General features: G+C 61.6%; 13 protein-coding genes. 11 read left to right on the forward strand and 2 right to left on the reverse strand.

Annotated elements, in window-relative coordinates; translation table 11 throughout:
* The first annotated feature begins 2 nt into the window (after positions 1 to 2).
* Genes AC1RKJ_RS18025 through AC1RKJ_RS18075 form a run of 11 tightly spaced genes read left to right on the forward strand, consistent with a single transcriptional unit; the run spans position 3 to position 14,127 of the window.
* The gene (locus tag AC1RKJ_RS18025; protein ID WP_492792282.1) at positions 3 to 869 is read left to right on the forward strand and encodes a branched-chain amino acid ABC transporter permease; all 867 of its coding nucleotides are present in this window, start codon (positions 3 to 5) and stop codon (positions 867 to 869) included.
* Positions 866 to 1,864 carry a branched-chain amino acid ABC transporter permease gene (locus AC1RKJ_RS18030; protein ID WP_492792283.1) on the forward strand — a complete coding sequence of 333 codons (999 nt, stop codon included), beginning with the start codon at positions 866 to 868 and terminating at the stop codon, positions 1,862 to 1,864. Before AC1RKJ_RS18025 ends, AC1RKJ_RS18030 begins: the two co-directional genes overlap by 4 nt.
* Positions 1,861 to 2,622, forward strand: coding sequence for an ABC transporter ATP-binding protein (locus tag AC1RKJ_RS18035; RefSeq protein ID WP_492792284.1), 762 nt, complete (start codon positions 1,861 to 1,863; stop codon positions 2,620 to 2,622). The genes AC1RKJ_RS18030 and AC1RKJ_RS18035 overlap by 4 nt, the downstream gene beginning before the upstream one ends.
* Before the next feature lie 10 nt (positions 2,623 to 2,632).
* Positions 2,633 to 3,463 carry an ABC transporter ATP-binding protein gene (locus AC1RKJ_RS18040; RefSeq protein WP_492792285.1) on the forward strand — a complete coding sequence of 277 codons (831 nt, stop codon included), beginning with the start codon at positions 2,633 to 2,635 and terminating at the stop codon, positions 3,461 to 3,463.
* Complete coding sequence (locus AC1RKJ_RS18045) at positions 3,456 to 4,652, forward strand: CaiB/BaiF CoA transferase family protein (RefSeq protein WP_492792286.1); 1,197 nt, start codon at positions 3,456 to 3,458, stop codon at positions 4,650 to 4,652. Before AC1RKJ_RS18040 ends, AC1RKJ_RS18045 begins: the two co-directional genes overlap by 8 nt.
* 2 nt (positions 4,653 to 4,654) lie before the next feature.
* Entirely contained in the window at positions 4,655 to 5,785 is a 1,131-nt protein-coding gene (locus AC1RKJ_RS18050; RefSeq protein ID WP_492792287.1) for an acyl-CoA dehydrogenase family protein, read from the forward strand.
* Positions 5,786 to 5,788: 3 nt separating this feature from the next.
* The gene (locus AC1RKJ_RS18055; protein WP_492792288.1) at positions 5,789 to 6,985 is read left to right on the forward strand and encodes a CaiB/BaiF CoA transferase family protein; all 1,197 of its coding nucleotides are present in this window, start codon (positions 5,789 to 5,791) and stop codon (positions 6,983 to 6,985) included.
* A gap of 38 nt (positions 6,986 to 7,023) precedes the next feature.
* Entirely contained in the window at positions 7,024 to 8,175 is a 1,152-nt protein-coding gene (locus tag AC1RKJ_RS18060) for an ABC transporter substrate-binding protein (protein WP_492792289.1), read from the forward strand.
* Positions 8,176 to 8,216: 41 nt separating this feature from the next.
* Positions 8,217 to 9,929 carry an AMP-binding protein gene (locus AC1RKJ_RS18065; protein WP_492792290.1) on the forward strand — a complete coding sequence of 571 codons (1,713 nt, stop codon included), beginning with the start codon at positions 8,217 to 8,219 and terminating at the stop codon, positions 9,927 to 9,929.
* Between the two features lie 2 nt (positions 9,930 to 9,931).
* The gene (locus tag AC1RKJ_RS18070) at positions 9,932 to 13,423 is read left to right on the forward strand and encodes an indolepyruvate ferredoxin oxidoreductase family protein (protein WP_492792291.1); all 3,492 of its coding nucleotides are present in this window, start codon (positions 9,932 to 9,934) and stop codon (positions 13,421 to 13,423) included.
* 38 nt (positions 13,424 to 13,461) lie between these two features.
* Positions 13,462 to 14,127, forward strand: a complete 666-nt coding sequence (locus AC1RKJ_RS18075) for a TetR/AcrR family transcriptional regulator (RefSeq protein WP_492792292.1) — start codon at positions 13,462 to 13,464, stop codon at positions 14,125 to 14,127.
* Positions 14,128 to 14,204: 77 nt separating this feature from the next.
* On the opposite strand, the gene AC1RKJ_RS18080 is transcribed toward AC1RKJ_RS18075, so the two are convergent.
* Together AC1RKJ_RS18080 and AC1RKJ_RS18085 are read right to left on the reverse strand one after the other, a co-directional pair.
* Entirely contained in the window at positions 14,205 to 15,236 is a 1,032-nt protein-coding gene (locus AC1RKJ_RS18080) for a glycoside hydrolase family 88 protein (RefSeq protein ID WP_492792293.1), read from the reverse strand.
* A 261-nt stretch (positions 15,237 to 15,497) separates the two neighbouring features.
* The gene (locus AC1RKJ_RS18085; RefSeq protein WP_492792294.1) at positions 15,498 to 15,911 is read right to left on the reverse strand and encodes a RidA family protein; all 414 of its coding nucleotides are present in this window, start codon (positions 15,909 to 15,911) and stop codon (positions 15,498 to 15,500) included.
* Positions 15,912 to 15,936 lie beyond the last annotated feature (25 nt).

Below are 15,936 nucleotides of genomic sequence, written 5' to 3' on the forward strand. Positions count from 1 at the left end.
GGATGTACGAACTTCTAGAATTTGGCTCGCGGGGGATCTTGCTAGGCGTGACCTACGGTCTGCTCGCGTTCCCTATCAGCCTGCTTTTCATCGCCACCGACACGGTGGACCTTGCTGTCGGCGGTTACGCGGTGCTCGCGGGCGCAGTTGCAATGTTTGTCGGCGAAAGCCACGGAGCCGCTCTAGGAATTATGATGGGCATCTTTGCCGGTGTCCTGGCGTCGGCATCTGTCGGGTGCGTTTCGCTGATGCTTGGCCGCAGGCAAAAGGGCGATCCGCTCGTTCTTGTGCTCGCCAGCTTCGGCTTCGCGATCTTTCTCGAGTCGTGCGTCCTCACGCTGTTCGGGAAAGATCCATTCATCCGCCAGCCGTTTGCGAATTTCTGGAACGTGGCTGGCATTCGCATCAGCCCTCAGGCCGGTGTGAATGTGCTGGTCGGCCTGCTGCTGATCGCCTTCGTCTATGTCCTCCTCTACCGCACCTCGTGGGGTCGCGACGTGCGCGCCAGCGCCAACAATGAGCGTGGCGCGCTGCTCGCCGGCATCCCTGTTCGGGCGCTGCAGTTCTCCTCGTTCATGCTTGCGGGGCTGCTGGCGGGGATCGCCGGGGTGCTCGTGCTCTACACCTCCGGCATGGACTTCGCGTCGGGGATGCATCTGACTCTCGCCGGCTTTGGCGCGGCGATTGTGTTCGGTCTGCACGGTCCGTTACGCGGGTTCTTCGGTGGGCTCGCCATCGGCGTCGTCGAGACGATAAGTTCGGGCTACGCCAATGGCGGTCTTGCGAGTCTCGTGCCGCTTGCCTTCATCTTCGCCGTGCTGACCATCGGCCGTGTCGGCCGCCAGGGACCCGCGGGAGTTCGGGCATGAGTCTGTTCGAACGTCAGCGTTCCGCGCTCTTCTTGCTTGGCGCGCTCTCCGTCATCACGCTTTTCATCAGCGGCAATACCGTGTGGCTCGATACATCGGTGGTGATCGCGATCTATTCGCTGATCGCTCTGTCGGTCGGCATCAGCTATGGCCAGGCCGGCATTCTCTCGGTCGCGCAGGCGGCGTTCGCGTCGGTCGGGGCCTATGCCGCGGCGATCGTGACCACGCGTTACAATCTGCCGGCGGTCTTCGGCCTGGTGCTGGCACTCGTGGTGCCGCCGCTCATCGCGTATCCTCTCGCACGCCTAGTGACGCGGTTGAATGCACTGTCGCTGGCCATTGCGACGCTGGTGTTCGGTCAGGCCGTTGACATCGCTCTGCGTGAGGGGGGTGATTTCACCGGCGGATATATCGGCCTGTCAGGTATTCCACCGCTGTCGATCGCATCGACGCTGTTGCAATACCATTTCCTCAGCTGGGGCGCCGTGTTCGTTGTGGTGATCCTGCTCAGCAATCTGATCGACTCGCCGTTCGGGCGTGCGACCAGCACCCTTCGCTCAGATACACTGCGTGCTGTTGCAGATGGTGTGAACGTCCCGCACGTTCGCAGCGTCGTGTTGGCGCTGTCCGCGTCAGTCGCCGGACTTGGCGGTTGGCTTTACGCACATCACATTGCTTATATCGGGCCGGATTCGCTCGGTCCTGCCGTTTCACTCTCCGTCCTCTTGATGGCGGTGGTCGGTGGTGCGCAAACAGTACTCGGTCCAATTGTCGGCGCCGCGCTGCTGACCCTGCTGTTCAAGTTCATTCCCAGTCAGGAAGTGCAGGGGATGTTCTACGGCGGCGCGCTGATTGCCGTTCTCGTGTTATCGCCGAATGGCCTGCTGGGGCTTCGCGCTCTCTTCGGAAAATCTTCCGGAACCGTTGTCGCCAAGCCGCAAAAAAGCCCATCGCAGGTAGCCAGCAGCCCCGTCATTGCGGGAGGTACGCAATGAGCATTGACGTATCCAGTATAGACGTTCGTTTCGGCGGAGTGGTCGCGCTACAGAATGTCGATCTGACACTCAATCGCGGGGAAGTGCTTGCGGTGATCGGGCCGAACGGTTCGGGTAAGAGCACGCTGTTCAATGCGATTACCGGCTTTGTCGATATTGCAGCAGGTGCGGTCGCGGTCGATGGCGAGGATCTCGCAAGCATTCCAGCGGCCCGCCGCATCTCCAGCGGAATCTCGCGGACATTCCAGACGCCGCGCATTAATGCGTCGGCAAGCGTTGAGGATGCGGTGCTATGCGGGTTTCAACCGCACGCACGTGTCGGTTTGTGGGCTGGATTGCTCCGGCCGCCATCTATGCGGCGTAGCGAACGGGACCTGCGTGACCGGCGAACGAAACTATTGCAGGAACTCGGTCTCGGCGGTTTCGCCAAGCAACAGATGGGTGAATTGCCGATGGGCATCGTCCGCATGGTCGATATCGCGCGCGCGATGGCGGCCGAGCCGAAATATCTGCTGCTTGATGAGCCCGCGGCCGGTCTTTCGAAGACCGAGCAGCATGTGCTGGTGCAGCAGGTTCGCCAACTGGCGGCCAGAGGCGTCGGCGTGTTGCTGGTCGAGCACAATTTCGGCCTTGTGAAGCGTCTCGCCAATCGTGTCGTGGTGCTCGATCGCGGCAAGGTCCTGCTGCGTGGCACCGCCGAGGAGGTCAGCCGCCAGCCTGAATTCGTCACTGCCTATCTCGGCACCAGCGCGCATTGAGGAGCACGTCATGAATGCGATGTCTGCCGTTGATACCAGTAGCGTCGTTGTGGCCGCGCCGATGGCGCAGCCGGTTCTGTCCTGCCGCAATGTCTCAGCGCGCTATGGCCGGATCGAAGTCTGCCACGGCATCGATCTGTCGGTGGCGGCCGGAGAACTCGTCGCGGTGCTCGGACCGAACGGCGCGGGCAAGAGCAGCTTTCTCGGAGCGGTGAGCGGTCTTGTGCATGGAAGGGGCGAGATCGAGGTAGGCGGCCAGGATATCGGCCGGCTTCCGGCCCATCTCCGCGCCAAGAGTGGATTGGCATTGGTCCCTGAAATTCGCGGCAACCTTTGCCCGGCGCTGTCAGTCCAAGAGAATCTTTCTCTTGGTCTTCGGCTGATCGAAGGAGACCGGAATGCGGCGCGCGAGCACATCCTGTCGCTATTTCCGATCCTGAAGGAACGGCTTGCTGCCCCGGCCGGGATGCTGAGTGGCGGCGAGCAGCAGATGCTTGCGATCGGCATGGCGGTGGCGCGCCGACCGCGGGTGCTAATTCTGGACGAGCCAACCCAAGGACTCGCGCCGGCGGTCTACGACATCCTGCGACAGACCTTTGCCAAGTTCCGCGCCGACGGTCTGGCAATGGTTGTTGCAGAGCAGAACGTGCCGTTTGCAGCGAGCATCGCCAGCCGCTTCATCATGCTGTCCGATGGTCAAGTGGTCATGCGCGGCGGCCGTGACGAACTCAGTCAGCACGACACCATCCTTGCCGCGTTTCTCGGTGGCGACGACGGTTCATCCGACACGGCCGAGACGGGTCAGAATTCTCCATCTTCAGTAGGCTCGCTCCATGGCTAAAAGCATCAATACCAACGCGCGGCCGAAAGGCCCGCTCGCGGGCGTGCGCGTCATCGACCTTTCGCGTTTGGCGCCCGGTCCTTACTGCACGATGCTTCTCGCCGATCTCGGGGCTGAGGTAATCGTGGTTGGCGGCGGCCGCTCCGGTCTTCCGGTAACCGAACTGTCGCGTGGCAAGCAGTTCATTTCGCTCGATCTCAAAAACAGTGCAGGGCGCGAGGCTCTGCATCGGCTGGTGAAGACCGCTGATGCCCTGATCGAAGGTTTCCGCCCTGGTGTCGCCGATCGCATCGGCGCGGGATATGCCGAACTCAGCGCGATCAATCCGCGCCTGGTATACTGCTCGATGACCGGCTACGGCCAAGATGGTCCGCGTGCCCGCGAAGCCGGCCATGACATCAACTATCTGGCGATCAGCGGCGTTCTCGGTGCTGTGGGTCCGAAGAATGAAGTGTCCTCCCCTCCGCTCAATCTGCTTGCCGATTTCGGCGCGGGCGGTCTGCTCGCCGCATTCGGAATGGTGACAGCACTGTTCGAGGCCCGCGCGTCGGGCCGTGGCCAGCACGTCGATGCGGCGATGGTCGATGGCTGTCTTTCGATGATGGCGATGCATTTCCCGGGCTGGCAGACGCCGGTGATGCCGGGCCGGGGCGATGGACTGATCTCCGGCAATGCGCCATTCTATCGCTGCTATTTCTGTGCGGATGGCCGCCAAGTTTCGGTCGGCGCGCTGGAGCTCGCGTTCTTCAAGGCACTCTGGACCACGCTGAAGCTCGGCGACATTCCGGACCACATGGACATGGCGACCTGGCCGTTCATCGAGCAGACTCTCGACAGGACGTTTAGGTCGCAGCCGCGCGCGCATTGGGAAGCGATATTCGCCGGCATCGATGCCTGCGTCGCGCCGGTGCTGTCGCCGGACGAAGTCTGGCGTGAACCTCAGAACAGGCATCGTCATCCCGGTTCGTCCCATTCGAGCGTTCCGGCAATTCCGCGCTTCAGCCGGACAGCGTCGTTCAGCGGCACGCTTGATCGCAGCGACCGCAGTCGCGAGGTGCTGGTTTCGGTCGGAATGACGGATGATGAGATCGCTGCGGCGGTGCCGTCCGATCCGGCCTCCGCTGTCGAAGGCCTCTCCTGGCCGCCGGTACTCCGCAATTCGCCCCTCACTTCAAAACAAGGACAATAGCTATGCAAGCTATGGAAAAGCAGGCCTACGATACGTTCCGCGACACCATGCGGCGGATTGCGGTCGATAAGGTTGAGCCTCATGCCGCCGAAGTCGACCGCACCAAGCAGCCGCCGATCAAAGCCTATGCCGGGCTTCGCGAGGCTGGCATTCCTTCGCTTGGCTTTCCCGAGGAATACGGAGGGCAGGGCGGCGATCTCTTCTCGCAGGTAATCGCGGTGGAAGAGGTTGCTCGGGTATGCGCGACGTCCGGCCTCTCGTTGCTGACCGGATGGGCAGCGCTTGACCCGCTGGTTCGCTTCGGCTCTCCCGAATTAATCAGGGAGATCGTGCCGCCAGTGGCCGCCGGTGAAAAAATTGCCGGCTGGTGCCTGACTGAGCCGCAGGGCGGTTCGGATCTCGCCGCGCTGAAGACCCGCGCCGTGAGGGACGGGGATCATTGGGTGATCAACGGCAACAAGCGGTTCATCACCAATGCGACCTGGGCGGAGTGGTATCTCGTTCTCGCGCGGACCAGTGAGAAGGAATGTGGAATATTCATGGTGCATCGGGACGATCCGGGCATCTCATTCGGCAAGCTTGAAAACAAGATGGGCCTGCGCGGCAGCCCGACCGCTGACGTCATCTTCGACGATTGCCGCGTTTCCGCCAGTCGCGCAGTCGGCGATACCGCCCGGGGCTATGAGCACATGATCGTGTCGCTCACCATCTCGCGCCCGCTGATTTCGGCGCAGGCGCTCGGCATCGCTCAGGGCGCGCTTGATGAGGCGGTGAAGTACACCCGTGACCGCAAGCAGTTCGGTCAGTCTGTGTCGCGCTTCCAGATGGTGCGCGGCATGATCGCGGAAATGGCGGTCAAGGTCGAATCGTCGCGCAGTCTGCTCTATCGCGCGGTCGAAGCCATCGAGGCTGATCCCGTGCAGGGCCGGACGCTCGCGTCGATGGCCAAGATGATGTGCAGCGATACCGCGATGTCGGTGGCGACCGATGCGGTCCAGTTGCATGGCGGCTACGGCTATCTCGAGGATTACCCGGTCGAACGTATGATGCGTGACGCCAAGATTACGCAGATCTATGAGGGGACCAATCAGATCCAGCGGCTGATCATTGCCAAGAGCGTCTACGCGGATTGATTGATGAGCATCCTCAAGGGAGCATTGGTCCTCGATCTGAGCGAGGTGTATCAGGCGCCGATCGCCGCCCAGGTGCTGGGCGATTTCGGCGCGACCGTGATCAAGATCGAGCGGCCGGGCAGCGGTGAGATATTGCGCAACTACGACAGTTACGCGACCGCGCGCAATGCGATGAGTAGCTACTTTGCTGCGGTTAACCGCAACAAGAAGTCTTTGGCAGTCGATCTCAAGACCGAATCCGGCCGCGCGATCGTCGCACGCCTGGCAAAGACCGCCGACGTTCTCATTCACAACTATCGCCCGGGCGTCATGGAGCGCCTCGGTCTCGGCTATGAACAACTGAGGGAAGCTAACCCCCGGCTGGTCTATGCCGAGTCGAGCGGCTATGGCGCGACTGGGCCGCTGGCGCGCAATCCCGGCCAGGACATGGCGATTCAATCGCTGAGCGGCATTGCCACTGGCAACGCACGGCCAGATGGGGCGCCCGCTCTGATCAACACGCCGGTGGTTGATTTCGCCGCCGGCATGATTCTCGCGCAGGGCGTGGTGCTTGCGCTGTTGGAAAGGGAAAGTTCTGGCATCGGCCAGAAGGTCAGCACATGCCTTCTCGATGCGGCGATCGCGATGCAGAGCCTCGAGGCGGCATCGCAACTGATCTACGGATACGAAACGCGATGGATCGACAAGAGCCTCAACTTTGTGTTCCAGACCAGGGATGGCTGGATCACTGTCCTTGGCTTCTTTCGACCCAATCCGCTGCAACTGCTTTGCAACGCACTTCAGATTGAAGATCTTAGTGCTCGCGAAGGTCTCGGCAGCGCGGCAGCACAACTCGAACGTAAAGCTGAAATCTACGACCTGCTGCGCTTTGAATTTCTCCGGCTTACGACGGCGGACTGTCTGGCAAGTCTGGTGAAGCAAGACATCCTCTGCTCGCCGCTGTTGTCGCTTGCTGAGGCGCTCGATCATCCGCAGGTCCGCAACAATGGCATGGTTGTTACGGTGCCGATGCCGGACGGGAAGTCGGCTGAGGTGGTGGGCAATCCGCTGAAGTTTTCGCGGACCCCGCCATCGGTCAGCTACGGGCCCCCCGACCTCGGCGCGCACAGCCGCGATATTCTTCAATCCCTCGGGTTCAGCGAGGACGAAATCGTTCGGCATGGCGACGAAGGTGCGTTTGGCGTTGCGGCGCCAGCATGATGAACCAAGAAACATAATCAATAGGGGAGTGAATAGTTATGAAGAGAAGGTCATTGATCATCGCGCTGGGTGTCGCTGCGTCGACACTCGCTGGAGTTGCCGATCTGACCTCGGCCCGGGCGGCGGAACCCGTGAGGATCGGGCTGCTGCTAAGTCTCACGGGGCCAGCCGCGCCATTCGGAATCCCAGAGCGCGATTCGGTCGAAGTGCTGGTCAACAAGTTCAACGCGGAAGGCGGCATCAATGGCCGCAAGATCGAGTTGTCGGTGTATGACGATGCGACCAACCCGACGGAAGCGGCGCGCGGCGCAACCCAGTTGATCCAGCAAAACAAGGTGGTCGCGATCATCGGATCGACCACGGGCAGCGGCACGCTGGCGGCTGCTCCGGTCGCCATGCGCTACGAAGTGCCGATGGTGGCGCCGAACGGCACGCTCGCGGTTACCCTGAAGGAAAACAAGTTCTATCCGTGGGTCTTCCGGTCGCTGTCGGGCGATCTCACCAACACGGCGGTGATGTTCGAGCGAGCGATCGCCGGTGGTGCCAAGAAGGTCGGCCTGTTTTATCAGGAAGACGCCTATGGCAAGAACACTGCTGACTACATCGCTGAGCTGGCTAAGAAGACCAATGTGACGATCGTCGAGACGGCGACGGCTCAGCTGAAGGCTCTCGATCTGACTTCACAGGCGACCAAGATCCGTAACAGCAATCCCGATGTCGTGCTAATTCAGGCCTCGGCGCCGACGCTCGGCGCAGCCTTCGTGCGCGCCGCGCGCCAGGTTGGACTGGAAGCACCGATGTGGGCGCCGGTCGGCCTCGGCCAGAAGTCCTTCATTGATGCCAGCGGCGAAGCCGGCAACGGGGTGCGCATTGTCCTCGTTGCGAACTGGGATCAGCCGGGACAGGGGCTGCAGGATCTCGGCAAGCTGATGACCGCCGCCGGCAAGCCGCCGCAGGGATTTGGTGAAGTGATCGGCTCGAACGCGCTGCTCGCAATCACCGAGGCGGTCAAGACGATGAAAGGCGACGTGACCGGTCGCGCGCTCCGCGACGCCATCGAAAAGCTGTGCGGAATCCAGACTTACTCCGAAGGCAAGATGTGCTTCTCCACCGACAGCCATGACGGCTGGAACGGCGATCTGCTAGTCTCGGCGGAAATCCGCAACGGCAAGTTCAAGAACCTAAAGTAAGAGGCAGCGCAGCGGACCCGGGAGTGGATCGGAAGACGCCGATGAGTGATTTCTACGAGACAACGGTTGGTGAATGTATCCGCGCGCGTGCGGCTGCCTTTCCGGACCGGGTGGCCGTCGAAATGATCGGCGAGGGTCGAGAGACATATTCCGAGTGCTTCCGGGCATCGCTGGCTCTAGCCCGTGGCCTTGTGGCCGCGGGCATTCGTCAGGGCGACGCCGTTGTCGTCATGGCGCCGAACTGCCTGACGGCGATCCATGCGTGGCTCGGCGCCAACCTCGCGGGCGTGACCGAAGTCACCATCAATATTGCCTATCGCGCCCGGTTGCTCGAGCATGCCGTCAACATTTCCGGCGCGCGGCTGGTGATTGCCGAGAGCAGTTTCCTGCCAGTGTTCCGGGAGTGCGAAGCGGGGCTGAGCGGTGTCCATCACATTTTTTATTTTGATGCGCCGGGGTCCGCTGCAGAATCACCGCCGGCTTTTGAGCGGATCAGGCTCTCCCGACTGGACGACCTGCTGGCGACGGCGCCCGAAGCCGACCTGCCTGCTGCGCGGATGTCGGATGTCGCATCGGTGATCTATACGTCCGGTACCACCGGACCAGCCAAGGGCATTATGATGCCGCACGCGCAAGTCTGCGCGCTGGCTAAACAGTCGATCGATGGATTGCGGCTCGGCGAGGACGATGTTTTCTATTGCTTCCATCCGTTGTTCCACATGGCCGGAAAATTCATGGCTGTGTTTGCGACGCTGATGGCGGGAGGCCGTGTCGTGCTCGACCGTACCTTCAAGGGCGAGCTATGGGTCGATCGTGTTCGCAGCTACGGCGCGACTGTGGGGTTGGCGCATGGGCCGATGATCGAAATGATCTACGCCCAGCCGGAGCGACCCGAAGACCATCAGCACAAGGTCAGCCGATTGTTGGCGGCACCGCTGCCAAAGGCGATTGCCGAGCGTTTCGAGGCCCGTTTCAACCTGCGCGCCATCGAAGTTTGGGGCATGACCGAAATCAACATCGGCACCTGGCGGCCCTATGACGAGCCGTTGCGGCCGGGATCTTGCGGGCGCGCTAGCGACGAGTGGGTCGAACTGCGGGTCGTTGATCCTGTCACCGGTGTCGAACAGCCGTCCGGGCAGGCCGGCGAACTGGTGATCCGGCCGAGGAAGCCGTTTGCTTTCATGCGCGGGTATATCGGAATGCCGGAAAAGACCGTCGAAGCCTGGCAAAATCTCTGGTTTCACACCGGAGACATCGGGTACCGCGACGACGACGGGTACTATTATTTTGTCGATCGGCTCGGCGACCGGATCCGGCGACGTGCGGAGAACATATCGAGCTACGACATCGAAGCTGCGGCTGCAGCCCATCCCGCGGTCGCTGAGGTGGCCGCCGTTGGCGTTGCGTCGGAGTTTGAATCCGATGACGACATTAAGCTCTGTCTTGTGCCGGCGGCTGGCTCAAACATCGATCCGCTGGATATTCTTCGGCACCTTGCCGGCACGCTGCCGCACTACATGGTACCGCGTTACATCGAGATCATGCCTGCGCTGCCACGCACGCCCACCAACAAGGTGAAGAAAGCGGAGCTGCGCACGAATGGCATCACACCGCAGACTTGGGATCGGAAAACCGCAGGGATCGTATTGAAGGATTTTGTGTCTTCGCTCCGCTCTCCCGCCGAATCCGGCAGAGCCGTGATAGGCGCACATGCGATGGCGGCCCCATCGAACAAACAAAACAAGAAAGATTGACGATGTTGAAAGAAGCAACTCTTCGCAACGTGACGCTCGACGACAAATACACGCTGGAGCGTGGCCGCATTTATCTCTCCGGTGTGCAGGCGCTGGTTCGGCTGCCGCTGATGCAGCGGGCGAGGGATCGCAAGGCCGGACTCAACACCGGCGGTTTTATCTCCGGCTACCGTGGCTCGCCGCTTGGCAACTACGACAGCGCATTGTGGCGGGCAAAATCACATCTGCTGGCCGAGAACATTCGTTTCGAGCCCGGTCTGAATGAGGATCTCGCCGCAACGGCTGTCTGGGGCAGTCAGCAGGTCGGGTTGTTTCCGGGTGCGGATGTGCAGGGCGCTTTCGGCATCTGGTACGGCAAGGGGCCGGGCGTCGATCGTTCGGTAGACGCACTCAAGCATGCCAATGCCGCGGGGACCTCGCGGTTCGGCGGTGTTCTGGCCCTTGCCGGTGACGATCACGGTTGCCAATCCTCGACGCTGGCGCACCAGAGCGAGCAGGTGTTTCAGGCTGCGATGATCCCTATCCTGAATCCATCGACCGTGCAGGAATATCTCGATTTCGGCTTGTATGGATTCGCGCTGTCGCGATTTTCGGGTTGCTGGATCGGCTTCAAGGCGATTTCCGAAACGGCGGAGAGTTCGGCGTCGATCGACGTCGATCCGGATCGTCTGCAGTTCGTTTCGCCGATCGATTTCGATGCGCCGCAAGGTGGTGTGCATATCCGTTGGCCGGACCCGCCTCTCGAGGCCGAGGCGCGGCTGCATGGGCCGAAAATGCTGGCGGTCGCGGCTTTCGCGCGAGCCAACCCGATCGATCGCGTCGTGCTGGATTCTGCCGCGCCCCGGCTGGGCATTCTGACCACCGGCAAGGCCTACCTCGACGTCCGGCAGGCATTGGCCGATCTCGGTCTTAACGACCAGCGGTGCAAGGAACTGGGTCTACGCATATACAAGGTCGGCCTGACCTGGCCGCTCGAGGTCGAAGGCGCGCGCCGGTTTGCGGACGGCCTCACGGATGTTCTCGTCGTGGAGGAGAAGCACGGATTCATCGAACAGCAGTTCGTGCACGCGCTCTACAACATGGATGCCTCGCGCCGTCCGTCGGTGGTCGGCAAGCGCGCCGAGAACGGCGCTCCCTTGCTGCCCAGCCAGGGCGAATTGTCGCCGAGCATGGTCGCACGCGCGATTGTCTCGCGTCTCGACAGGATCGGTGCATCCAGTCAGGCTCTTTCCCAGCGCGTCGCACGGCTCGAGAGCTTCGAACAGGTCGCCGCGACGCAGCAGATCAAGTCGCAGCGCGCGCCGTTCTTCTGCTCCGGCTGTCCGCACAACACATCGACGGTTCTGCCCGAAGGCAGCCGCGCCATGGCCGGCATCGGCTGCCACAGCATGGCGATGTGGATGCCGACACGAAACACCGAGACCGTCACCCACATGGGAGCGGAGGGCGCCAACTGGATCGGGCAGGCGCCGTTCACGCGCGAGAAGCATGTGTTCCAGAATCTCGGCGATGGCACCTACACTCATAGTGGATTGCTGGCGATCCGCGCCGCGGCCGTGGCTAAAGTGAACATCACCTACAAGATTCTCTATAATGATGCGGTGGCCATGACCGGCGGCCAGTCGGCCGAGGGCAGCTTCACGGTGCCTCAGATCGCAAACCAGGTTGCGGCCGAGGGCGCGGTCCGGGTTGCGATCGTATCGGACGAGCCAGGCAAATATGCCGGCGTCACCGGGCTGCCGGCAGGCAGCACCATTCACGATCGCCAGGAGTTGGATGCGGTGCAGCGAGAGTTGCGCGACGTTCCCGGCCTGACGGTTTTGATCTACGACCAGACCTGCGCGGCGGAAAAACGTCGGCGCCGCAAGCGCGGCCAGTACCCCGATCCGTCGAAGCGGGTTTTCATCAACAATCTGGTCTGCGAGGGGTGCGGCGATTGTTCGACGAAATCGAACTGCGTTTCGGTGCGGCCGCTCGAGACCGAACTCGGCCGGAAGCGGACCATCGACCAGTCGAACTGCAACAAGGATTTCTCCTGCGTCAACGGCTTCTGTCCGAGTTTTGTCACGGTCCACGGCGCCGAGCCGCGCAAGGCGCGCAAACCTGCAACCGCGGCGGCGCAGAATCCGTTCGCGGCCATTCCCGAGCCGTCGCCGGTCGCGCTCAACGAGCCGTATAACGTGCTGGTCACCGGCATCGGCGGCACCGGGGTAATCACGCTCGGCGCCATTCTCGGAATGGCGGCGCATCTCGAAGGCAAGGGCTGCACCGCGCTCGATTTCACCGGTCTCGCACAGAAGAACGGCGCGGTGATGAGCCATCTGCGGATCGCGCCGGCGCCGGAAGATCTGTCGGTGACGCGAATCCCGGTAGGTGGCGCAAACCTTCTGATCGGCTGCGATATGGTGGTGGCGGCAGGCGCGCAGGCGTTGTCGCGTCTGGAAAACGGCGTGTCCCGCGCGGTGGTTAACACGGCGCTGGTGCCGACGGCTGCGTTCGTCATGGATGGCGATGTCGATTTCGAAGGGCAGAGAATTTTCAGCACCCTTCGTAAGGCTGTCGGCGATCAGCGCCTCAGCCTGATCGATGGTTCGGGCATCGCCACCGCTCTGATGGGAGATTCGATCGCGACTAATTTGTTCATGCTCGGCTTCGCGTTCCAGAAGGGCCTGTTGCCGGTCGGGCTTGCGGCACTGGAGAAAGCGATCGAGATCAACGGCGCGGCGGTCGATGCCAACAAGCGCACCTTCGCGTGGGGACGGCTCGCGGCGCATGATCCGGATCAGGTTACGGCGGCGGTTCGCCCCAGCGCCGTGCCGCAGGAACTGCCCCAATCATTGGCGGAGCGGGTGAAGTACCGTGCTGATTTCCTCGCCCGCTATCAGGATGCGGCCTATGCTGCGCGCTATAGCGATTTGATCACGCGCGTACGGGAGGCCGAGTCACGCTGCGCGCCCAGTCGCACCGATCTCGGGGAGGCAGCGGCGCTGAGCTTGTTCAAGCTGATGGCGATCAAGGACGAGTACGAGGTTGCCCGCCTTTATACCGACGGGTCGTTTATCGCGGATCTCGAGCGTCAGTTCGAGGGCGACTACAAGCTGGAGTTTCATCTGGCGCCGCCGCTGCTTGCCAAGCGCGACGCCGTGACCGGGCATCTGAAGAAGCGGTCGTTCGGTCCATGGGTTTTCCGGGCGTTCGGGCTGCTGGCGCGCCTGAAGGGTTTGCGCGGCGGTCCTCTCGATATCTTCGGCTATACCGCCGAGCGAAGGATGGAGCGGGATCTGCTCACGCACTTCGAGGGCCTTCTTGATCGGATTCTTGCCCGGCTCACGCCGGAGAACCATGTTATTGCCGTCGAGCTGGCGAAGATTCCGCAGACGATCAGAGGCTTTGGCCACGTCAAGGAACGAAGTGTGACGTCCGCGCGTGCGTTAGAGGCCGATCTGCTTACGACGTTTGAGAATCCCTCCCGCCTCAAGGTGGCTGCCGAGTGAAAGATACACCCAGTCAGCGCAAGAAACGACCGTTGTTCATGAAGCCAGAGCCGGCTGCCGGCAGGGAAGCTGGGTCCGGATCGCTGCGCCTGGCGACGCTGGCAAACGCGCCGCGCTCCCGCCATTCGGAGGAGGCGCCGGTTGATCGCATCTGCGAGGCCGCGCTCGAACTCTTTGTGAAGAAGGGCTATCGCGCCACCACGATCGATGAGATCGCAAAGCGCGGCCGCCTGACCAAGGGTGCGGTCTACTATTATTTCCAGAGCAAAGCCGAGCTGCTCGATGAAATCGTTGAGCGTGTCAAAAACGACTATCCCTGCGGTATTCCGGAAGGGAGCGGTCCTCAGGAAAAGCTCGTTAATTTTTTTCATACCCAAGCGAAGTGGGCGATCGAACGGCCAACCAACCTGCTTCTGATGATCCTGATGTCTGTCGAGTTCAAGGACACGAAAAACGAAACGAAACTCAAGATCGACCAGATCTACGCCGAGATGTCGAATGCGATCGCGGAAATTGTCGACGAAGGCAAGGCGAGCGGCGTTTTCTCCAGCTCGCTGTCCTCAAAACAGCTTGGCGCGTTCTATGTCGCTGCGCATGACGGCATGATGCTGGAGTGGTATCGCGGCGGCCGCAAGCCGCAGAAAGGCGTCGAGCTCATCCAGGCGCTGCGCACGTCCTTCCTAGCGGCACTCGCTGTGGTCTGATCGTCGACCCGAGAGACACATCATTTTTTGCTTTGGAGTGGTCTGGCTCCGCTGATCACAGCGGAGCCAAGGATATGTCAGATGTTCAGTTCGCCGCGAAGCGCGTGCGCCGCGAGCAGGAAGAAGCCCTGACCGAACAGCGTAGTGCCGAATGGCACGCCCGGGCCGCCCGGCGGGACGGCGACGCCCGGCACCGCGCCGTTTTCCTGCACGGATCCCGCCACCACGCGCCAGGCCCGCACCGCGCCTTCAATGAAATCGTCACCGACGATCTTTTGCCGGACGGCCGTCCGCGCGGCGTAGGCGTACATCAGCGCTGCGGATGCCTCGAGCTTTGAATAGCGATCATCCAGGATATGGTGGAAGTAGCCCGAACGATCCTGGAACGGACGCATCGCCGTCAGGGCCTTGCGGCAGGTTTCCGCGACGAGGGCGGATTTCGCGTGGTCAGGCGCGAGAGCCAGCATGTCGACGGAGCAGGCGATCAGCCAGCCGTTGCCGCGCGCCCACAGTGTGGATTGCGGGAAATGGTTGGGCCGCTCGCACCAGGCATGCCGCGACAGGTGGACATGCGGGTCGACCAGATACTTGATGTGGGTCTCGTACTGGCGAAATGCCTCGTCGATATAGGCTTGGTCGCCGGTGAGCTTGCCGAGCCGGATCAGGAATGGACACATCATGTAGAGGAAATCGACCCAGAGCTCCGGCGCCTCGGTGCGGGCGCAGATGCCGCCTTCGCTGGTGCGGGGCGCGGCGAGCAGGGCCTTGGCCTGCAACTGCGCCGCTTCCATGTACCGCTTGTCCTTGGTGCGCTCGTAGAAGTCGAGCAGCGGATAGCCGAGGCTCGCGGACAGGCTGGCGGTCGGGGTGAATGTGGCAACATGACCCGCGGGCAGATCGAGGCGCTCGCTGTAGTTCAGGCATCCCTCAGTGGTCTGGGTTTCCACCGCGCGATCCATCCAAATCTGGATCGCGGCGATGGAGTCGTCGAATTCCCATGCGAGGATGCCGGTCAGGGCCGGGGCTTTTTCCCAGTAGTCCCGCTCGTAGGGATTCTTGAGGGTGTAGTCGATCACCCTGGCAACGAGCTCTTTGGGATTGAGTGTCATGGCGTTTCCTTTCGCTCTTTAATGGCGGATTTCGATCTGGGTACCGCAAGGCATTAGTGCTCATCATTCCATTACAATCCGACTAGTCGGTATGTAATCTTTAGTCAAGATGCTGGGGGCCAGGCGCTCCCGTTCAGGGTGTGACTTTTGTCATCGGCTGAACTCGTCGATGATGCACAGCATTCGGAACACTTTGCCGTCGTGGGTGCGGTCAGCGACGAAGTCGTAGAAGGCCGTTGTCCGGCCGTTCACGCAAGGTCGTCAGGATCGAGCTGCAGCAACGGCCTTGATTTCGATGATAAGGCCCGGTCGGGCAAGTCCCGCGATGTCCAGTATGGTCCATGTGGGAAAAGGCGCGGGCACGTATTGGCTTTTGACCTTCATAAACTCCGCCAGATGGGTGCTCAATCCGACGTGATAGGAGACGAGTTCGACAAGATCGCTCATTTGGCAGCCAGCGTCTTCCAGAACGAGCTTTAACCGCTCGAAAGCGTTGACGAACTGTTCCGCCGGTTGTTCAGGCATCGATCCGTCGGGATTGAGGCCGATCTGACCCGCTACGAAGACAAGACCACCAGCCTTCACCGCAGATGAGTACTCGAATTTGTCGAAGATCGTTCCTCCGCCAGCAGCGGCGAAGATCGGATTCGTGCAGCGGTATGTTGTCTTGGTCATAAGAAAGTTCTCACAGTTCTGGAAG

It is taken from the genome of Afipia sp. GW822-FHT04G07 (assembly GCF_058800765.1).